A 19,725-nucleotide genomic window follows, 5' to 3' on the forward strand; every position below is an offset into this window, starting at 1 on the left:
CGTGATGTGAGGCTGTCTGCGAGGAGGCATCAGCGGACTCCCGCGAGGGCCGACCAGGCTTCGGCCGGCAGATGGGGCGCCATGACCATCGAACGCCGCGGCCGTGCGCGCTTCTCCCAGGCCAGTACGTACGGGCGGACGAGCGCGATGTCTTCACCCGTGGGCGAACCCGCGAGGTTCGCCGGGACTGGGCCCCGCCGCAGGACGGCCGTCGACCCTTCCGCGGGCGCAGGGGGTGCATAGGACGGCGACGGCCTGGTGGACGTTAAGGGGCGGCGGTGCCTGCCCTTGGGGAAGAGCCGCTCTCTGGTGAGCGAGACGGCACGGCGGATACGGTTGAGCACGCTGCTCAGCTCCTATCGCTGGTGGCTCGGTCCCCCGACATCGCCCGTCGTGGGGACCGCTTTGCGTACGACCGCCCAGAGGGTGCGGTCGTTCAGGCTGGTGGCGAGGAGACCGAAACGATCGGCGTCGGCCACTACTTGGAGCGCCTCCCGCCATAACTCGGCGTCGAGCGATTCCGGGACCTCTGCTTCGACCGTCGTGTGTAAGGCGTGCTCCTCCATGCGCACGGCGAGCCCGAGGGCGGACAGTCGGGCGGCGAGGGCCTCCGCGCTAACTCCCGAAGCGGGCACAGGACAGCCTCCGTCACCAGCGATCACTTTCAGTAAAGCTAGTTAACTAGTTTAGAGCTAGTGGACTAGATTTTCTACATGCCTGAGAAACCGCCCTATCTCCGCACCGCCGACGAACTCCGGCGTCGGATCGCGGAGCACGTGTGGGAGCCGGGAGACCGCCTGCCCTCCCGCGCCCAGATCGGCCAGGAGTGCGGCGTGGGCGAGAACGTGGTCCGGCGGGCGCAGGAGTTGCTGATCTCCCAGGGCGTGCTGGAGGGACGTGCCGGATCAGGCACGTACGTTGCCGAGCCCCGGCAGCGAGTGCGAGTGGTCCGTTCCTCGGCTCGCGAGCAGCCCAACGGGTCACCCTTCCGTGCGGACATGAAGGCTGTCGGCAGGCAAGGCGATTGGGAGAGCCGGACCGATGCCAAGGTGCCGTCACCGGCGGAGATCGCGGCACGGCTGGGCATCGCCGAGGGCGAGTTGTGCGTCCGTACGACGTACGAGTTCCTGGCGGACGGCAGGCCCGTGCAGCTGTCGACGAGTTGGGAGCCGTACGACCTCACGGCCGGCACTCTCGTCGTCCTGCCCGAGGGAGGGCCGCACGCCGGAGCGGGCGTCGTGAACCGCATGGCCGCGATCGGCATCACCGTCAGCCACGCCGTGGAACAGCCGGAGCCGAGGCAGGCCACCGCCGAGGAAGCATCGCTTCTCGGCATCCAGAAAGCCGCCCTCGTCACGCACATCCGGCGGACGTACTACAGCGACGACGGGCGGCCGGTGGAGACGGCAGACATCGTGGTGCCCGCCGCTCACTGCGAGATCGTCTACGAGATCCCGATCAACCGTCACTAGCTCCAGTGCATCGTCAGCTTGAAGCGCAAGGGCCGTAACGGCGAACGCCTGCCCGGCCTCAACCGGAAACCCTACAAACGGCGCACCCCTGTCGAACGCTGCATCTAAGGAGCAGCCGGCTCACGAGCGCAGGCATTCTCCCTGCGGGTCGTAGCAGACGAGTCCGCGCTCGCGAGCCAGCGAAGCGGCGTACTCAGACACTTCCTCAGCTGCGCTGAAGGACATGAGCAGGTACACGATCGGCCCTGAGGCCTCGTCGATGACCGGTGGCGAGGCCCAAACGACACTCCCGTCGGTCTCGTCGGGGTAGCGCTCGACGAGCGCCTCGACGTAGGCCGCGATGCGCGGTGCCGGAGACACGACGCCCTCGTCCGACTCAAGGTAACGCGCATAGAGCTCGTCGTAGACGGAGCCCGCTTGGATGTCGTCCCGTGGACGCTCGCCATCCCACACAGCAAGGTCATAGCTCACAAGTGAATCGTCGCAGCTGCCGCTTCGGCCGCAGTGAGCAGGCCCGGAGTCGAGCCAGCAGCCAGGTGATTCGTAGAGATCTCCCAGCTCTCACGCCTGTCGAATGCGTGTCGAGGGCCGGTCGATGAGGCGCCAAAGACGGGAATAGGAGCAGGTCAACAGACGGGCGACACGCAACCTGCCAAGCGCCTTCTAAGCGCTTGGCCGCAGGTTCGAGTCCTGCCGGGGGCGCACATACCCTCTCCCTGCGGAAACGCGTGAGGGGTTCTTTGCTGTCCGGATGCACATCGCTGTGAGACCAAGCGCCTTGACTGTCCACGACCGTGGATACATACCCCGACATCGGGGTTGCAGTTCGCGCCGACGGATGTCTGGCTACCGCTCCTCGTCCAGTACCTGGGCAGCCGCGCGTGGGTCCATGAGGTTGGACCACGCCTGTTCGGCCGGGAGCAGGTCCCGCTCTGGCAGGGCGTACTCCGGATACCAGCCCTCAGCCTCGCAGCCGGGGACGTTGCGCAGGATCAGCACGGTCAGGTTCGGCGGTACGGAGCCGGTGATCCGGACGGCGAGGTAGGTCTCGTGGCCGTCGTCCGCACACACCTGGAGGCCAAGGGTGAAGGTGTCGAACTCGCGTGTGTGCTCACGGCCGTCGCGCAGCGTGGCGTGCGCCAGGTCCACCAGAGTCCCCCGCAGGCGGCGCACGAAGCGGACGCCGGCCTCGGCGCGGTACCGGACATGGTCCTCACGTGCGGGCAGGAGGTGAGCGGTGTGTGTCGCGGTCTTCAGCCCGTCGGAATGTTCCGCGTTGTAGCGAGCCCGGGCGGCGCAGCCGTCGGCCTCCAGGGCTGCATAGAAGTCATCGCCCGAGCCGTCCTCGCGCCGACCCGCCGCGACCAGCCATGGCAGATCGGCGTCCAGCCATACCGCGCCGCGCCATCGCTGCACCTTGACCTTGAACAGCACCTGGTCGTCCACGGACCGGATGCGTTCGTGCTTGCCGTCCTCGTCCGCGAACTGCTCGGACGCCTTGGCCAGCACCGGGTGGTCGATCTCGTCCAGCGGCACCGTGACCGGCGGCACTGCGAGGCACAAGTCCTCGCGTAAGCAGCGCAGCGTCGGGCGGGCCGGGCGCAGTGGGCCGGGCCCGCTCATTCCTCGATTCCCCCGACCGCGTCGATCTCCTCCGCGGTCAGCCCGGTCAGCAGCATCACATCCGATTTCAGCGACCCGTCCAGCACACTGAGCGCCTCCACCATCCCGGACCGCAGATCCTCACGGCGCTGCTCCAGATACACCCGGACCGCCTCGGCCACCAGGTCCTTCTTCGTCAGCCCCAGGAAATGAGCGCCCTGGCTGATCAATTTGTCCGTCGCCGGGTCCACCTTCAGCGGGGACTGGCGTACCGACTTCGCCGCCGTCGTCATCGTCAACACCTCCGCCGCCATAGTACCTAAATACCTCACGGTGTAGTTGTTCCAGCGTCACCGCTGTCGAACGCCCTGGCTCCGGCCGACGGCACACGCCTTCGCTACCCGAGACGACCATCGAGCAGGCATCCCGGAATCGACAGCAAGCGCTTTGACGATTTTCGTTCGTGGGCGACCTGCGAACACGCAGGTGAGCACATCGCTTAGACCCGCGCACCTTCAAAGCGCTTGGCCGCAGGTTCGAGTCCTGCCGGGGGCGCACATACCCTCTCCCCCGCGGAAACGCGTGAGGGGTTCTTTGCTGTCCGGATGCACATCGCTGCGAGGGCAGGCGTCTGGACTGTCCGGTCTCGCGCGTGTACTCACGGCCGTCGCGCAGCGTGGCGTGCGCCAGGTCCAGCAGAGTCGCCCGTAGGCGGCGCACGAAGCGGACACCGGCCTCGGCGCGGTACCGGACATGGTCCTCACGTGCGGGCAGGAGGTGAGCGGTGTGCGTCGCGGTCTTCAGCCCTCCTCGCCGCGCGCCTGGGCACCGATCTCCTCGACCAGCGCCTCGGTGTCCATGATCATGCCCACCGGCCCGGAGGGGGTGCCGTACAGGGAATACCCGTCGGGAAGCTGCTGCTCGACGAGTTCGGTGACCGGGACAAGCCGGGCAGCGAAGTTTCCGACCGCGCGGTAGTACGTGGGCGAGGTGAAGACCGGGACCACCGGCTCGTCCTCCGCCGACCGCACGGCCAGCGAACCGCCGTCGGGCGCGGTGAGCACGGCGACCTGGGCGGCAGCCGGCGTGCGCAGTACGGCCACGCTGGGCCCGTGTCCCGTCACGGCCGGCTGGATCGCGGAATCGATCGGATCGTCGGGTGTGGGCCAGCCGCGGGCCTCCGGGGAGGGGCGGCACTCCTCGTTGCCCTCCCACTCCACGATCTCGCCCGTGGGACCCGTCCGCCAGCGGCCGGGGATCGCCCAGTCCGGCGGCACACCCCCGTTCTCGTCCGCGCTGTCACCCTCGCCCGACCAGGCAGGATCGGGCACGCTCGCCAAGTGGTCGGGCAGGTGCGGGGCGGCCTCGACGACCTCCGCGGGCGGTTCGGGTATCTCCGGGTTTCCCTCCCATACCGTGCTCCTGACGCTCAACAGGCGTACGTCCCTTCGTGGCCGGACACGCTGGATTCTCCCCGGGGCAATTCGGCTCTTGCCCGCCGAGGTCACCTCACACGGTGAACCTGACGGCTTCGAGCCACAGGTCGTTGCTGAGGGTTCCGCCGAAGATCAGGTTCTCCCCGCCGGGTTCGTCGCAGCCCATGTTGTGCCAGCCCTCGTTGTGGACGTGCGAGGTCTGGCAGATGACGCTCTTGCTGTTGTCGACGCTGATGGCGAAGCCCAGCATGTCCGGGGCGCTGTTCTTGGCGCTGCCGATGTAGAGATCGATGCCGTCGACCGCGCCCTTCCACGGCGCGTTGTAGTGGCCCTTGCCGTCGGTCGAGTTCGGGTTGCGGACGAAGGCGGTGGCAGCCGTGCCGTTGGTGCCGGACACCGCGATGTTGAGCGCCTTGACCGGCCTCTCCTGGCCCACCGTGCCGGCGGTGGCGCCGTCGCACACCGCGGCCTGCCAGCCGAGGTTCTCCACATAGACCCGGTAGCAGACGTGCCGGCCCGGATCCCGGGTGGCCAGCGCCTGTACGGCGGTCGCCGCGGTCTTCACCTGCGGCTTGGTCACCTCTTTCTCCGTGCCGCCCCCGGATCCCGCACCGGCGGCCGGCGCCGACGTGACCGGTGCGGCGGACGGGGTCTCCGGTATGACGGCGGCCGGAGGGTTCTGAACCTCTGCCTTGGGGGTGGGGGTGGGGGTGGCCTTGGTCCGGGTGGGCGTGGGTGTGGGCGAAGGGGTGGCAGTGGGGCTGGGGGTGGGTGAAGGCGTGGGTGAGCCCGGGATGGCCTCGGCTGCTGTCACCTTGTCGCTGTCCTCCGAGGTGAGCGCGTCACCGCCGATGAGCGGAACGCCGAGGGCGACGACGGCGACCGCGACCCCACCCCAGCCCAGACTGATCCAGACCCGCCGCCCGGGGACGAGACCGCGGGGCGAGCGGGCGGGCTTGCGGGCGAACGCCTCCGAGAAGCCCTTCGGCTGCTTGTTCGGCTGCTTCGGGGATTTCGAGGGCTTCGGTGACTGCGTGGGCATCGGGATTGCTCCGGGGAGTCGTGGCATGTGAGTCGGGTATCGCCTTCGGTATGTCGCCAACGCCTTGCAGGCGGGGTGGGTTCAGGGCACCGTCCATTTCTGGGCCGCGTTGCCCGAGCACCAGGCGATCTGGAGCGGGGAGCCGTCGGCCGTGCTGGCGTTGGCGACGTCCAGGCACTTGTCGGCGGCGACGTTGACGATGTCGTAGGCGCCGCTGACCCGCCACTGGGTGACCGTGGTCGAGTCGCAGGCGGCCATGACGACCCGGGTGCCGTCGTTGGTGGAGCGGCCGGCGAGGGACAGACAGCGGCCGCCCTTCTGGAGGGTGCCGTTGGCGGCGAACGTCCACTTCTGGTCCGAGCCGCCGTCGCAGCCGTACAACTTGAGGGCGCTGCCGACGAGTTGGACGCACTTGCCGACAAACCCGTCGTAGTGGCCCGAGATCTGGCCGACGGGGCGGGAGAAGTCCTGAGAGGGAGTCGATGCGGCGGTGGCCTTGGGCTGGGCGGCGGCGGTCTTCTTCGCGGCGGGGGCCTTGGCCTTCGCGGTGACGGTGGCGACCGTGCCCGGGTTGGCCGGGGCCTGGGGCGCGGCCGGGTTCGCGGCCTTCTGCGGGGTCTTCGCCGGCGTCCTGGCGGGGGGCGCTGACTTCGGGGACAGCGTGGGCGTGGGCGTGGGGGTGGGGGTGGGCGTGAGCGACGGGGTGGGCGGCGCGACCCGGACGCTGCTCGCGGCGGGCACCTCGTCGTCTCCCGAGGCGAAGACTCCGCTACTGGCCAGGGAGACGACGAGGGCGCAGACGCCGGCCAGGGCGCCGCCCCAGCCGAGACCGGCCCAGACCCGGCGCCCGGGGACGAGACCGCGGGGCGAGCGGGCGGGCTTGCGGGCGAAGGTCTCCGAGAAGCGCTGCGGATGTTTCGAGGGCTCCGGGGGCTTCGAGGGCATGGGGGCTGCTCCGGGGAGTCGGGAGTGGGGGCCGTAGGACGGACAGGGGCCGGTCAGACGGGTGTGGCGGACTGGGGCAGGTCCTGCTCGTCCAGCAGCACGAGTTGGGCCGCCTCGGGCGCGGTCAGCTCGGCGACCCGCATGGCCTGACGTTCCGTCATGCGCTGGAAGAGCTGGCGGGCCGTGCGGCCGTTGCCGAACTGGGCGCCTCGCGGGATCAGTTCGACGTGCTCGGTCAGCGCCTTGCGGGCGGCCGTGCTGAGTTCGTACTGGTGGCGCTGGGCGTGGTGCTCGACGATGCTGACCACTTCGGCCGTGGAGTAGTCGGCGAAGACCAGGCTGCGGGTGAAGCGTGAGGACAGGCCGGGGTTGGAGCCGATGAAGCGGTCCATGTCGTCCGGGTAGCCGGCGGCGATGACGACGACCTCGTCCCGGTGGTCCTCCATCAGCTTGACCAGGGTGGCGATCGCCTCGCCGCCGAAGTCGTTCGCGGCCCCGGCCGGGGCCAGGGCGTACGCCTCGTCGATGAAGAGGACGCCGCCCCGGGCGCGGTGGAAGGCCTCGGTGGTCTTCGGGCCGGTGTGACCGACGTACTCGCCGACGAGGGCGCTGCGGTCGACCTCGACCAGGTGGCCGCGGGCGAGCAGGCCGAGCGCCTTGAGGAGGCGGCCGTAGAGGCGGGCGACGGTCGTCTTGCCGGTGCCGGGGTTGCCGGCGAAGACCAGGTGGCGGCTGAGCGGCGGGGCGGGCAGGCCCGCCTGCTCGCGCAGCCGTACGGTCTGCATCAGCTTGACCATGCCGCCGACGTCGCGTTTGACGCCGTCCAGGCCGACGAGTTCGTTCAGCTCGGCGAGCAGGTCCTCCAGGGTCTCCGGCTCGGGTTCGGGCTCGCCCTGCTGGCCGAGTCCGGGGGTGCCGGCGGCCGGTTCGGCGGGGGTGGTCGGGATGCCCGCGGGTGTGCGGGGCGTGGCCGGGGCCGTGGGCAGGTCCGAGAGCGTCGGGAGCAGGGCCGTGCCGACCCGGATCGCGGCGCAGTCCTCGAACACCGGCTCGGCGCCCTCGGCGAGTTGCGCGTCGTGGCCGCAGTCGAAGACCCGGCAGCCCCGGAAGCGCGGGGTGGCGCCCCGGGCCATGTGCAGCGCGGGGAACGCGGTGGCCGTCACGTCGCAGTGGTCGAAGGTGCCGCCGGACTCCTCGCCGACGAGGATCCCGTTCTTGCCGGTGCCCTCGATCCGTACGCCCCGCACCTCGGCCTGTGCCTTGCGTCCCAGGACCAGTCCGCCGGCCCCCGCCCCGGACACCCCGCCGCCGTCCATCCTCAGCCGGGCCCCGGTGTCGACGGTCACGCCCGCGCCGCCCACCTCGGCGATCCGGGTGCCGCGCAGCACGGCGACCGCGTCGGCGGTCAGCTCGATGCCGCCGCGCCGCTGCCCGGTCACCGAGCAGTCCAGGAGTTGCGACTCCCGGCCGGAACGCACCCGTACGCCCGTCTCGCCGTCCTCCACGCGTACGGCGGCCAGCGCCACCTGCGCCTCGTCCTCCACCTGGACACCGCACGCCCGGGCGCCGGCCAGTGTGGTCCGGGTGACCTCGGCCTGTGCGTCGCCGGCCATCGCCAGGGCGTGTTCCCCGCTGCCTGACACCCGGCAGCCGGTCACCACCGCGACCGCCCGCTCGTCCAGGTGCAGGGCCGAGCCGCCGGTCCGGGCGAACAGCGAGTCGGCCAGCGTCACCGTCGTACCGCCGGCCGCCAGCAGGCCGTGGCCCGCCGGGTCGAGGACGTGGCAGCCGTGTGCCGTGATGTGTGCTGTGTCGCCGGCTTCCAGGCCGTGGCCGCCCGCCCCGGTGATCCGGCAGTCGGTCAGCTCGGCCCGTGCCTCGTGCGAGACCTGGACACCGGAGCGGGCCACGCCCTCGATCCGGCAGTCGGTGAGCAGGGCCTCGGCGGTGTCCTGGACGAGGACGCCGTTGCGTCCGGCGCCCACCAGGCGCGCGTCGCGCAGCAGCAGCCGGGAGCCGCCGCGAACCCGTAGCGCGGACCCGGAGTTCTCCTGGATCCGCAGCCGCTCGGCGAGCAGCACGGCCGTGCCGGACAGCACGACGCCGATGCCGTCGACCGACTCGATCACCGTGTCCTCGACGCGGGCGCGGGCGTCCCCGGCGAGATGCAGCGCGGTGTGCTGGGCGCCGCTGAGCCGGGTCCTGCGCAGCACCAGTACGCCGCCGCCCAGCGGGTCCGCCAGTTCGGCGGCGAGATCGCTGTCGAGGTCCAGGGAGGCGTTGGCGACGGCTCCGGAGCCGTCCGGGGAGCCGAGCACCTCGACCCGGCCGTGGCCGAGCCGGCAGTCCTCCAGGCTGAGCCCGGCCGCGTCCTCGACCCGGACCAGCGCCTCCGTGGGGCCGGCGCCGCGCAGCACCAGGCCGGTCAGCAGGCACTCCGGGGCGGTGACGGTGAGGGCGGTCCCCCAGGGAGCCCGCAGGACGACCGAACCGGGGCCGTACTCCGGTTCCAGCGTGACGCGCCGGTCGAGCCGCAGGATCTCCTCGTACTCGCCGGGCGCGACGGTGACGACCGCGCCGGCGGGTGCGGCGGTGAGCGCCGAGGCGATGCTGCGGTGGGTGCCCCGGCCCTTGGGCGCCACCCTGATGATCTGGTCCGTCATGAGTAGCCCCCGCCGTTCCAGCCGTTGCCGCCGACGACCGAGTCGCGGACGATACCGCTCAAGTACATGTTGGAGAAGATCTTGTCGACCAGCTTGCCCATCCCCGCCACCACGAAGATGTCGAAGAAGCCCTGGCGGTGGTACCAGCGCCCGGCGATGTTCTGGGTGATGATCGTCCGGGCGAGGCCGGTGGTGACGCCGCCGACCACACCGGCCGCCGCACCGGCCGCGCCCACCAGCAGCGCGTCGGTGCCGTACAGATGGACGGTGTTGCCGTCCTTGTCCTTCACGCCGAAGATCGCCGCGCTCGCGCTGCCGCCGATGAATCCGGACAGGGCGCCGCCGAAGATGCCGACACCGAAGTCGTACGTGCCCGAGCGCCAGCGGGTGACCTTCTCGTTGCCCGCGAACTCGCCCTGCCAGCCGTCGTCGTTGGGGCGCCGGGAGTAGGGCTGGCCCATGTCCATCTGGCCGAGGCCGGTCTTCCAGGGGCCGCCCCGGAAGGTGGCGAGGTGTCCGGCCGAGATGGTGCCCTTGACGCCGGCGCTGACGGTCGCGCCGAAGGCCGCCTTGGCGACGTCGTTCCAGCCGAACTCGCCGCCGGTGGCGGCCGCGACGATGCCGTAGACGACCAGGTTCATGCTGAAGTCGAGCAGCCACTCCTGGCCCATCTCGACGGCCAGCATCTGGGCGGCCTTCCCGGCGAACGGGGTGTACACGGCCTCGCCGCCGACGCTGCGGCCGAAGTCCCAGCGGTTGGGCTCGCGCCACATCCGGCTGAAGCCACGGTACTCGCCGAGCGCGCCGATGTAGTTGGTCTCGCGGCCGATGAGCGTGGTCCGGCCGAACGTGTCGGTGTTCCAGATGTATCCGGAGATGGCGCGCTGTTCGAGGAGCGTCGTGCCGGTCGTGGCGTCGTAGCGCCGCCACTGCTTGTGCCACTCCTCGCTCTCCAGGAAGGTGCCGTCGCCGAGTTCCGTCTTGCGGCGGATGTCGATGCCGTTGTCGAACTCCTTCCACACGTTGGAGTTGAACGTGCCGCCGACGTCGGAGACGTACTCGCGCACCCGGAACGGCGCGTCGGTGGCCCAGGAGTGGATCGGTCCGGTGGCCGGGCGGGCCGGGATCTCCTGCACGGTCATGTGGTTGATGGTGGCCGGGTTGGCCGGGTCCGGGGTCGCCACCTGGTCCTGCCAGCGGGCGTCCTGCCGCCAGCCGGGGAGCACGTTGCCGTTGGAGTCGATCCAGCTGCGGATCCGGTTCGGGGTGCCGCCGCCGAAGTCCATGACGTTGCCGTGCCGGTCGATCTTGTTCCACTGCCAGGTCTCGGCGCCGGTGTTCGGGTTCCGGCTGACGCGCCAGGCGTCGACGGTGGTGCCGTCCCCGAGCAGCCGGTGCTCGCGGATCAGCCGGAGCTCGTCGGTCGGCCTCATCCGTTCGAAGTCCTGGAACGACTCCTTGTCCCAGGCCCAGGTCTCCATGCCCCGCTTGTTCTCCGTCACCCGGAGACCGGTGGTGTTGTTCGGGCCGTGCCACTCCAGGGTCTTCGCACCCGCCGGGCCCGTGGCGGTGATCGTGATGGTGTTGTTGCCGCCGGCGGCCGGGTCGGGCCAGGTGTCCTTGCGGCCGACGACCATGCCGTGGGGGTCGTACCTGGTCCAGTCGCCGTTGCCGGCGTGGATGTTCTGCCGGAAGCCGATGTCCCCGTTGCCCGCCTGGCCGTCCGGGCGGACGGCGGGGGCGGGCCGGTACTCGACCACCGTGCCGTCGCTGAGCCCGGTCCTGGCGACGTTCCACTGCTTGTTCGCGTCGGGCGAGTACCAGTCGCCGTTGCCCCTGTTGGTGGTGAAGCGGTCCTGGAAGATGATGGTGTCGCCCTGCCCGTAGCCGGCGCCCGGCTGCACGGTGAAGTCGCCCTGCGTGTAAGTGCGGTGGCCGTTGAGCTTGCCCGCGCCCTCCGACCAGGGCAGGTAGTTGTTGACCGCCTGGACCTGCACGCCACCCGGCCTGGTCGGCAGCGGGACGTCGCCGACGGTGAGGTCGTTGCCGCTCGACACCTTGCCGGTCACGCGGACGATGTCGCCGTTCCTCGCGATGTCCGTCGTGACACCGCTCATGCTGACGAACCGCACACCCCGCTCGGGCAGTCCGCCGGCGGCGGCGTCCGTCAGCTTCCACTCGTGGATCTGGTACCTGCCGTCGAACCGCAGCCAGTTCGCGTTGGCCAGGCTCGTTGCCCGGTAGTCCCCGCTCATCGCCCAGCGGGCGAAGAACGGCGGGCGCTGCTCGGCGAGGCGTTGGGTCTCCAGGAACTTGCCGTCGCTCAGGGTCGTGCCGCGGCCGTTCTCCTTGCCGTGCGCGGAGTGGGACATCCAGTCCCGCTTGGGGATGCCGTCCGCGCCCATCTCCACCTGGAAGTAGCGGCGTACGTCGTGCGGGGTGGGGGTGAAGCGGCCGAACTTCTCGTGGACCAGGGTGTCCGCGCCGGTCTTCGGGTGGGCCATGGAGTCCGTCCAGCCCCGGCCCGGACCCCACTTCCTGGCCCCCTCCGCCAGGTGGTTGTAGTCCGCGTCGAAGCGGTGCCAGTCGCCGCGGCCCGCGCTCTGGGTCCAGACCGTGCGGTCCAGGTTCGCCAGCACATGGCCGCCGTCGGGGTTCTGCTGGAAGTGGTGGACGCGGGTGTCGACGCCCCGGGTGGTGGTGACGTCGAAGTAGCTGCGACCGCTCTCGCCCCAGTGCCGGGTGCCGTGGCGGGTCGCCACGCCGGCCCCGTCGAACTCGGTCCACACACCACGCTGGTTGAAGCGGCCGAAGGTCCCGGCCCCGGCGGAGGAGTGGTACGCGTCGATCGAGCCGCCGTTGCCGAACGGCAGCGTGCGGCGCTCGAACACCTCGGCGCCGGAGTGGCCGAGCAGCCTGACCCGCCCGTTGTCGAGGCCCTTGAGGTCGACCGTCCCGCCGTCGTACCAGGGCCGGTTGGCGTTCTGTGGCCGCGGCAGCGGGTTGCCGGTCCCGTCGAGGTGGATGCGTTCCCAGGTCGGCTTGGCGCCGCCCGCGGCCGGATAGGTCACCTCGATGTGCTGGTTGGGCTTGATCTGGCCCTCGTGGATGACGTTGATCCGCTGGGAGGCGAGCCGCCCGTCGGCGTCGTACAGCTTGAACTCGCCCTGGTGCGGGGCACCGACGCCGCCGACGCGGTACTGGCCGTTCGCCCGGGTGACCGGGGCGCCCGTCGTGGTCAGGTCGCCGTCCAGGACTTGGTTGAGGTCCGTGCGCAGGAAGCGGGTGCCGATGCCGTCGCCGAGGCGCACGGTGTCGTAGAGGTGGGTGCCGTTCCCGTCGTTGACCCGGAAGACACCGTTCTGGTTGGTGTCGACGACGACGGAGCGCTCCATCCTGCCGTTGTTGCCGTACAACTGGAAGCCGCCGTCCGTCTGCTCCACGCGGTATCCGGCGTTGGCGCCGGGCCGCGCGTTGACCTTGACGTTCGGCACCTCGACCAGGTTGTTGTCCAGCACCTCCATGGCCCCGCCGGGGTGGATGCGGACGCTCTGCCCGGCCGGCAAAGCCACGCCGGACGCGTCCTGGAGCCGGACGGTCTGGGAGTCGAAGGCGCCGTTCGCCCGGTGGAGGCGGACGATGTTCGGCTGGGCGACGACGAAGGTGCCGTCGGCGCGGACGGTGACGTTGGCGTTCGGGATGGTGGCGCCGTCGGCCTGCCTGAGGACCGCCTGCCCGTTGGCGGGCGGGATGTGGACGAACTCGCCGTTCGCGTGGGGGGCGGTGCCGCCGGTCAGTACCCGCACGTCGGCGGCGTGGTGGCCCGTGGCGTCGACGGCGACGTGGTCGTTGCCGCGGATGACGCGGAAACCGTTGCCGTTGCCCGACTGGGCGGTGACGGTCGCACCCGACTGACCGTTCAGCTGGAGCGTGCCGTTGGGGTTGATACGGACGCTCGTGCCGTTCAGGGCACCGCCGTTGAGGGCGAGGTCGTCGTACCTGTGCGCGAACTGACCGTCGTAGACGATGGTCCGGTTGGCGTTGTTCGCCGTGGGGACGTGGAAGTCGTTGCCGACCGGTGTGATACCGCCCTGAGACACCCCACCCACGTCGGTGCGGACGATCACGCCCGGCCCGCCCGGAACGGGTGTGTGGACGAACTGCCCGCCCACACCACCACCGTTCAGCATCTGAGCGTTGTGGGTGTGAACACCCGCGTCGTCGACCACCGTGTGCGGCAGCCCGTCGCCGTTGTCGATCCGGAAACCGTTCGGCTGAGCCACCACCTGCGAACTGGGGACGACGTTGCCGCGCGCGTCGATGAGCTGGTGATTCTGGTGAGTGGCGTCGGGGAAACGGATGAAGTTGCCATGAGGGTCAGGCATAACCCGGTGCACATAACCGCCACCGGCCCCGTAGACCGTGAACCGGTTGCTCGGCTCATGGACACGGAAACCACCACCCGGTCGGGCAGTGACCGTCGTACCCGCCTGACCGTCCACACGGATCGGACCGACGGAGTCGATATGCAGGCGCTCGCCGTTCAAAACACCGCCGCCACTCAGCGGCAGCTCGTCATACCTGTACGCGAACTGACCGTCGTAGACGATGGTCCGGTTGGCGTTGTTCACCGTGGGGACGTGGAAGTCGTTGCCGACCGGTGTGATACCGCCCTGAGACACCCCACCCACGTCGGTGCGGACGATCACGCCCGGCCCGCCCGGAACGGGTGTGTGGACGAACTGCCCGCCCACACCACCACCGTTCAGCATCTGAGCGTTGTGGGTGTGAACACCCGCGTCGTCGACCACCGTGTGCGGCAGCCCGTCGCCGTTGTCGATCCGGAAACCGTTCGGCTGAGCCACCACCTGCGAACTGGGGACGACGTTGCCGCGCGCGTCGATGAGCTGGTGATTCTGGTGAGTGGCGTCGGGGAAACGGATGAAGTTGCCATGAGGGTCAGGCATAACCCGGTGCACATAACCGCCACCGGCCCCGTAGACCGTGAACCGGTTGCTCGGCTCATGGACACGGAAACCACCACCCGGTCGGGCAGTGACCGTCGTACCCGCCTGACCGTCCACACGGATCGGACCGACGGAGTCGATATGCAGGCGCTCGCCGTTCAAAACACCGCCGCCGCTCAACGGCAGCTCGTCATACCTGTGCGCGAGATTGCCGTCGTAGACGATGGTCCGGTTGTCGGGACCGGGGACGCGGTACCCACCGCCGACGGGGGTGAACCGGGTCGGCTGGAGCGTGCCGCCCGCGTCGAAGTGCTGGATGCCGCCGGGGCTGCCCGGCATAACGTCCATCCTGACCGTCGTACCGCCGAAGTGGCCGCCCTGGAGGGTGATCTGGCGCTCTTCGCCGACCAGTCGGGGGCCTTTCGCGTCCACGTCGAAGTCCCAGCGGTGGGTCTCGCCCCCGTTGACCTGCTCGATGCGGACGACGTTCCCGTCGCCGATGCGGTCCGCGCGCAGCCCCTGGAAGCCGTTCGGGTTGGTGATGTTCGGGAGGGACCCGGGAGTGATGTCGACGCGGACGCCGTTCAGGCCGGGCACGTCGACCGCCTGGGCGGGTGCGCTGTTGAGCCCGGAGGGGCCGGCCGCGGCGTTCTGATGCGGCGGCGGGGCCTGCCGGGTGACGTTCTGGAGCTCGATGCCCTGGACGACCCTGCTGTCGATCTGCTGGTGGTTCAGGGCGGCGCTCAGGTGGTAGTCCGTGCGGAGGACGCTGCTGCCGCCCGCGAGGTCCTGCTCGATCCTGAGGAACCGGTCGCCGCCGCCCGGCGGGGTCTCGAACGTCGCCCGGACCCCTGGGGTGGCCGGGACGACCCGCGGCACGGTGGCCGTCGGGGTGACCTCGACGCGCACGGTGTTCGGCAGCCCGGGGATGTTGGTGAAGGTGTGCTGGAAGTTGAGGGACTGTTCGCGCTCCATGAACACCCGGATGGTCCGGTGCTGGTCGCGGAACGCGGTCAGGTCGACGCGGCCGAGCTTCGGCAGGTCGACGATGAGGCTGTCGTTGCCGGGCAGGCCCGGGGTTCCGTTCCTGCCCGGTCCCCCGGTGCCGGGCGGCGGGACGTGCGACCCCGGGCCGCCGTCGAGCCCGCCCGGGGTCGGAGTCGGGGTCGGGGTCGGAGTCGGTGTCGGTGTCGGGGCCGGGGGCGTTCCCAGCGCGTTCGCCGGCGCCGGGTTCACCGCGGGCATGCCGCTGACGGGCGCGTCCACCCGCCCCAGGGCCGTGGCGGGCGGCACCTCCACATGGGCGGCCCCGGCCGGGACGTCCGACACGCCTCCCCTCAGCCCGTTCGCGCCCCCGGTGACCGGGACGTCGACCCGGCCCACCGACGACGGCATGCTCACACCCCCGGAGCCCGGGACGTCCACCCGGCCCACCGAGGGCACGTTGACGCTCCCGACCGACGGGATGTCCACCCGGCCCACGGACGGCATGTTCACGCTGCCGGTGGGCGGGACGTCGACGCGGCCCACGGACGGCATGGTCACGCCCCCGGTGGCCGGGATGTCCATCCGGCCCACCGACGGCACGTCGACCCGGCCCAGGGACGAGCCGACGCCGTTCACCGAGGGGATGTCGGTCATCCGCGCGGACATCGCGGGGGCGTCCACCCGTACGGTCGTCGGGCCGTTCGACAGCGCCCCCGGGCTCGACACGTTGACCTGGTGCAGACCCGCCGTGGGGACGTCCACGCCGCCCATGTTCACCGTGGGCACGTTGACCTGGCCGAGGCCCATCGTGGGCACGTTGACCTGGGAGACGGACGGGACATTGACCTGGCCGACGGACGGCGAGGACACGGACCCGAGGCCGTTCGCCGAGGGGATGTCGGTCACCCGCGCGTCCATCGACGGCATGTCCACCCGCACCGCGGTCGGCCCGGACGCCACCGACCCCAGACTCGGTACGTCGATCCGGGCGACGGCGACCGCGGCGACGTCCCCCACGGCGAGGTCGGCGCCCCGGAGCCCGGCCACGCCGACCGTGCCGACCTGGCTGATCTGGCCCAGCTGCGGCAGGCTCATATTGCCGATGCCGCCCAGCTGGGCCATGTTCACGCTGCCGAGGCCGCCCAGCTGGGGCATCTGCACACCGCTGAGCCCGGTGACGGCGGGCAGGTCGGTGATACGGGCGCCGATGGCCGGCAAGGGCGCGTTGAAGGACCCGCCGAGCCCGCTCAGACCGCCGGTGAGGTTGACGTTCCCGATCGAGGACGACAGGTTCAGCGACGGCAGGTCCGCCATCCCCGCGCCGAGTCCGCCGGTCGGACTGGGGGTGAAGTTGCCCATGTTGATGTGGGACAGGCCGCCCAGGTCGGCCCCGGGCCGCAGCAGCGTGAGCCCCGACGCGGCCGCGCCGCTGATCTTGCTCGACACGCCGAGGAACTGGCCGCCGGCGAAGGCCCCGTACCGGTACATGCCGAAGACACCGCGGTCGATGACGCCGATCCTCAGCGCGAAGAGCAGGCCGTTGCCCATCTCGTCCGCGGCGACCGGCAGGAAGAACCGCAGCCCGTTGAGCCCGCGCACGCCGTTCAGCATCGTGGTGCCCAGCGAACTGCCCAGCCTCCCGATGCCGTTGAGACCGCTGATCACGGTCCGCACCGCGAAGAAGCTCTTCGTGCCCAGCAGGTTGATGACGGTCAGTTCGTTGGCCAGCGGGACGACGCCGAAGCCCTTGCCGAGGCCGGCCCCGCCCATGGTGAAGCCCTTGAGCCCCGGCATGAACGTCAGGGGCGTGAACTTCACCCCGCCCAGGCCGCGCAGACCGCCGTTCAGCCAGACCCCGGTGGCCCGGAAGGCGTCGTCGATGCCGAACGTCAGCCGGCCGAGCAGCCCGAGCGCGTTGGGCCCGCCCAGGAGCAGGTTCTTGCCGCCCTGGAAGGCGGAGACACCGGCCCCCTTCAGCCCCTTGAACACCGCGCCGACGTTGATGCCCTTGGTGGTGGGCGCGATGACGCCCAGGATGGAGAGCACCAGTTCGGTGACGCTCGCCTTGCCCTGGGAGAAGTCCACCGCGGTCTTGATCAGCAGCGCGACGTTGAGCCCGATGGCGAACAGCGCCAGCGGACCGCCGACGATGATCGCGGGGATGATGAGGATCAGCGCCAGCCAGCCCAGCGCCTTCCAGAACGCCTCGCACTCGTCGATCGGCGAGGCGATGCTCTCGGCCGCCGTGGTCAGCGCGCTCGCCGCGGTGTCGGCGGCCTCCGACAGGATGTCCTTGGCGTCCTCGGCGGTGTTCTTGTGCGTCTCGCGTCCCTCGTCGTCGTCCTCGGCCAGCGCCGCCGCCGCGGTCAGGGCGGCGTCGGCCCGCTCCTGCTGGGTACGCATCACCCCGACGAAGGTCCGCAGCGCGGCCTGGGCATCCTCGTGGGCCTGGCGGAACGTGGAGACGTAGTTGCGCAGATCACCGTCGATCACCTTGCGCAGCGCGTTCGCCGTCTCGCCGACGAAGGCGCCGTCCGTGGTGTTCTTGATCTCCGTGAGTCCGGAGTCGATGGTGTCCGCCAAGGTGACCAGGTCGCCCTGCGAGGTGATGATCTCGTCGATCCGGGCGGCGTCGCCCGGGGTGGGGTCGCTGCCCATGCCGAGCGCACTCCAGTCGGCGGGACGAGCCATCGGGGCGCCTCCATCTGCTTTCGGGACACAACGCGGGACGTACGTACGGGCCGTCGTCTGCACCATCCACGCACCGGGACCCCGGGATGGTTCAACGCACGGGAAAACAGTGCCCGTTGAACCATCCCGGGGGCCTCGTGCGTGGAGAGGTCGGAAGAGGCGTACGGCACATCAGGAGGTACGACGCGTGGCGGACTTCTCCATCGACTACTCGGCCCTGCACAAGGTCCAGAAGAAGATGCACGACCTTGCCGACCAGGCCGACTCCGGCGGCGCGACCGGGGCGTTCAAGGAGGTGGGCGAGGACACCTCCAGCGAGCGCAGGGCGGTCTTCGGCGACTCCGGTCTCTCCGCCGCCTTCAACCTCTTCTACCGCCGCTCCACCTCCCGTACGAAGCAGGCCAAGGACGGGCTCGGCGAGCTGGCCGACGTCTTCAGCTCCGTCGCCAACACGTTCTTCGACGCCGACTCCCAGCTCTCCAGCGCGGCCGGGCTCATGGGCTCCAGCATCGGGCTCGACGAGTGGAAGAACGACACGGAGGCGTACGAGGACTGGCAGGAGAACAAGAACACCTGGGACGCCTACCTCGACAAGATCGGCGCCGGCGAGTACTTCGACCAGCATCCCGACGCCGACATCGGTGAGGTCTGCCGGGCCGACGGCGCCCCTTCCTGGTGCGAGACCTGGCAGAACGACGAGGACGCCCCCGATCCGCCGGGCGACGAGCCGGAGAAGCCCTCGGCCGACCCGCCGACCACGTACACCTACGAGGACGAGAACGGGAAGGTCGAGGTCAAGGTCGAGCTGAACGACGAACACGACGTCATGAAAGAGACGTCGACGATCACGACCCCCGACGGCCAGTCCTACTCGTCGGTCACCACGTACGACTCCGCCCCGAAGATCATCGATCCGGAGGGCAACGGCACCAAGGACGCCTTCGACGCCCGCGACTACACCATGGTCACCACCTACGCGGACGGTTCGAAGACCACCAGCGTCTTCGTGATCGGCGACGACGGCTCGGGAACCATGACGAGCACCGACCAGGACGGCAAGGTCACCGTCTCCACCCGCTCCGGCCCGGACGCGGAATGGGTGACCCCCGAAGAAGAAGACGAAGAGTAGAGACCGGGAAAGGACCCCTCCCCATGGCAGCCAACATCAGCCTCTCCTACACCGAGATCGAACGTGTCGCCGGCCTGCTGGACACCAGCGTCGACCAGACCCTCGTCCCGCGCATGGACGAGGCGAAGCTCGAGGTGGACAACCTCCTGGACACCGCCCTGGTCCTCACCGAGACCAGCCCCGCCCTCCAGACGCAGTACGAGAAGTTCACCGTCTCGCTGAAGGAGGCCACCGACAGCATCAAGGGCTACGCCGAGCAGTTCCGCAAGATCATGGAGTCGGTGAAGGGCATGGACCACGACATCGCCGAGAAGGTCAACAGCAGCGGCCAGTAGGCCGGTTGGGCCAGTCACCCGTCCAGTAGTCCGTTAGCCCGAGCAGTCGGCCACACTTCAGGAGGATCACGATGGCAGCAGGAACTCAGGATGTCGTTTTCGACTACGACGAGATCGGCCGGGCCGCCACGACCATGGGCACCAAGCTCACCGACATCTCCACCGAACTGGCCGAACTGGAGACCACGGTGAGCGGTCTGCTCCAGGACGGCCTCGTCTTCGAGAAGGCCAGCCCCGCGCTCAGGGACGCCTACAACGCCTTCAGCAAGCAGATGAAGTCCTCGGCCGCGAACATCGGCGAGTACGGCAAGAGCTTCAAGGACATCGGCGACTCGATCGCCCAGTCCGACACGGACATCGCCAACGAGGTCATCAAGGCCCAGAGCGAGTCGAACGCCTGACCCTGCCGTCCCTTGCCGCCTGCCGGGAACCCTTGCCCGACCGGTCCGCGTGCGC

The 19,725-nt window shown here is 70.2% G+C and carries 14 protein-coding genes; 4 read left to right on the top strand and 10 right to left on the bottom strand.

The features are described 5' to 3' along the window. Positions 1-29: 29 nt before the first annotated feature. Together ACWCRB_RS19345 and ACWCRB_RS19350 are read right to left on the bottom strand one after the other, a co-directional pair. On the bottom strand, positions 30-344 hold the full coding sequence (locus ACWCRB_RS19345) for a hypothetical protein (RefSeq protein WP_450997201.1): 315 nt from the start codon (positions 342-344) through the stop codon (positions 30-32). Between the two features lie 12 nt (positions 345-356). Beyond that, positions 357-635 (bottom strand): hypothetical protein, encoded by a 279-nt coding sequence (locus ACWCRB_RS19350; RefSeq protein WP_450997202.1) that lies wholly within the window; start codon positions 633-635, stop codon positions 357-359. Positions 636-713: 78 nt separating this feature from the next. Between ACWCRB_RS19350 and ACWCRB_RS19355 the strand changes: the two genes are divergently transcribed. Continuing rightward, positions 714-1,472, top strand: coding sequence for a GntR family transcriptional regulator (locus tag ACWCRB_RS19355; protein ID WP_450997203.1), 759 nt, complete (start codon positions 714-716; stop codon positions 1,470-1,472). Positions 1,473-1,592: 120 nt separating this feature from the next. Here ACWCRB_RS19355 and ACWCRB_RS19360 read toward each other — a convergent pair whose 3' ends face one another. From ACWCRB_RS19360 to ACWCRB_RS19395, 8 genes are all read right to left on the bottom strand, one after another. Further along, positions 1,593-1,943 (bottom strand): hypothetical protein, encoded by a 351-nt coding sequence (locus ACWCRB_RS19360; protein ID WP_450997204.1) that lies wholly within the window; start codon positions 1,941-1,943, stop codon positions 1,593-1,595. Positions 1,944-2,318: 375 nt separating this feature from the next. After that, on the bottom strand, positions 2,319-3,095 hold the full coding sequence (locus ACWCRB_RS19365; RefSeq protein ID WP_450997205.1) for a hypothetical protein: 777 nt from the start codon (positions 3,093-3,095) through the stop codon (positions 2,319-2,321). Next, the gene (locus ACWCRB_RS19370) at positions 3,092-3,367 is read right to left on the bottom strand and encodes a hypothetical protein (protein WP_062648491.1); all 276 of its coding nucleotides are present in this window, start codon (positions 3,365-3,367) and stop codon (positions 3,092-3,094) included. The genes ACWCRB_RS19365 and ACWCRB_RS19370 overlap by 4 nt, the downstream gene beginning before the upstream one ends. Positions 3,368-3,874: 507 nt before the next feature. Next, positions 3,875-4,507, bottom strand: coding sequence for a type VII secretion system-associated protein (locus tag ACWCRB_RS19375; protein WP_450997206.1), 633 nt, complete (start codon positions 4,505-4,507; stop codon positions 3,875-3,877). Between the two features lie 76 nt (positions 4,508-4,583). After that, positions 4,584-5,552 (bottom strand): hypothetical protein, encoded by a 969-nt coding sequence (locus ACWCRB_RS19380; RefSeq protein WP_450997207.1) that lies wholly within the window; start codon positions 5,550-5,552, stop codon positions 4,584-4,586. An 81-nt stretch (positions 5,553-5,633) separates the two neighbouring features. Continuing rightward, positions 5,634-6,497: an RICIN domain-containing protein gene (locus ACWCRB_RS19385; RefSeq protein ID WP_450997208.1), complete on the bottom strand. Its 864-nt coding sequence runs from the start codon at positions 6,495-6,497 to the stop codon at positions 5,634-5,636. Between the two features lie 53 nt (positions 6,498-6,550). Beyond that, the gene (locus ACWCRB_RS19390) at positions 6,551-9,160 is read right to left on the bottom strand and encodes a right-handed parallel beta-helix repeat-containing protein (protein WP_450997209.1); all 2,610 of its coding nucleotides are present in this window, start codon (positions 9,158-9,160) and stop codon (positions 6,551-6,553) included. Then, positions 9,157-17,805, bottom strand: a complete 8,649-nt coding sequence (locus tag ACWCRB_RS19395; RefSeq protein WP_450997210.1) for a hypothetical protein — start codon at positions 17,803-17,805, stop codon at positions 9,157-9,159. The genes ACWCRB_RS19390 and ACWCRB_RS19395 overlap by 4 nt, the downstream gene beginning before the upstream one ends. A gap of 187 nt (positions 17,806-17,992) precedes the next feature. On the opposite strand from ACWCRB_RS19395, the gene ACWCRB_RS19400 reads away from it, so the two are divergent. The 3 genes from ACWCRB_RS19400 to ACWCRB_RS19410 all read left to right on the top strand — a co-directional run bounded on the left by ACWCRB_RS19400 (position 17,993) and on the right by ACWCRB_RS19410 (position 19,670). Further along, complete coding sequence (locus ACWCRB_RS19400) at positions 17,993-18,934, top strand: serine/arginine repetitive matrix protein 2 (RefSeq protein WP_450997211.1); 942 nt, start codon at positions 17,993-17,995, stop codon at positions 18,932-18,934. A gap of 23 nt (positions 18,935-18,957) precedes the next feature. Next, positions 18,958-19,269, top strand: a complete 312-nt coding sequence (locus tag ACWCRB_RS19405; protein WP_450997212.1) for a hypothetical protein — start codon at positions 18,958-18,960, stop codon at positions 19,267-19,269. Positions 19,270-19,340: 71 nt separating this feature from the next. Further along, positions 19,341-19,670: a WXG100 family type VII secretion target gene (locus ACWCRB_RS19410; protein ID WP_450997213.1), complete on the top strand. Its 330-nt coding sequence runs from the start codon at positions 19,341-19,343 to the stop codon at positions 19,668-19,670. Positions 19,671-19,725: the final 55 nt, after the last annotated feature.

Source organism: Streptomyces sp. NPDC002156 (assembly GCF_053593675.1).

What these genes read in the sequence shown, in the direction of transcription:
- ACWCRB_RS19355 (WP_450997203.1), top strand. Translation starts at nt 714, where the DNA reads ATGCCTGAGAAACCGCCCTATCTCCGCACCGCCGACGAACTCCGGCGT.
- ACWCRB_RS19365 (WP_450997205.1), bottom strand. Translation starts at nt 3,095, where the DNA reads ATGAGCGGGCCCGGCCCACTGCGCCCGGCCCGCCCGACGCTGCGCTGC.
- ACWCRB_RS19370 (WP_062648491.1), bottom strand. Translation starts at nt 3,367, where the DNA reads ATGACGACGGCGGCGAAGTCGGTACGCCAGTCCCCGCTGAAGGTGGAC.
- ACWCRB_RS19380 (WP_450997207.1), bottom strand. Translation starts at nt 5,552, where the DNA reads ATGCCCACGCAGTCACCGAAGCCCTCGAAATCCCCGAAGCAGCCGAAC.
- ACWCRB_RS19385 (WP_450997208.1), bottom strand. Translation starts at nt 6,497, where the DNA reads ATGCCCTCGAAGCCCCCGGAGCCCTCGAAACATCCGCAGCGCTTCTCG.
- ACWCRB_RS19390 (WP_450997209.1), bottom strand. Translation starts at nt 9,160, where the DNA reads ATGACGGACCAGATCATCAGGGTGGCGCCCAAGGGCCGGGGCACCCAC.
- ACWCRB_RS19395 (WP_450997210.1), bottom strand. Translation starts at nt 17,805, where the DNA reads ATGGCTCGTCCCGCCGACTGGAGTGCGCTCGGCATGGGCAGCGACCCC.
- ACWCRB_RS19405 (WP_450997212.1), top strand. Translation starts at nt 18,958, where the DNA reads ATGGCAGCCAACATCAGCCTCTCCTACACCGAGATCGAACGTGTCGCC.
- ACWCRB_RS19410 (WP_450997213.1), top strand. Translation starts at nt 19,341, where the DNA reads ATGGCAGCAGGAACTCAGGATGTCGTTTTCGACTACGACGAGATCGGC.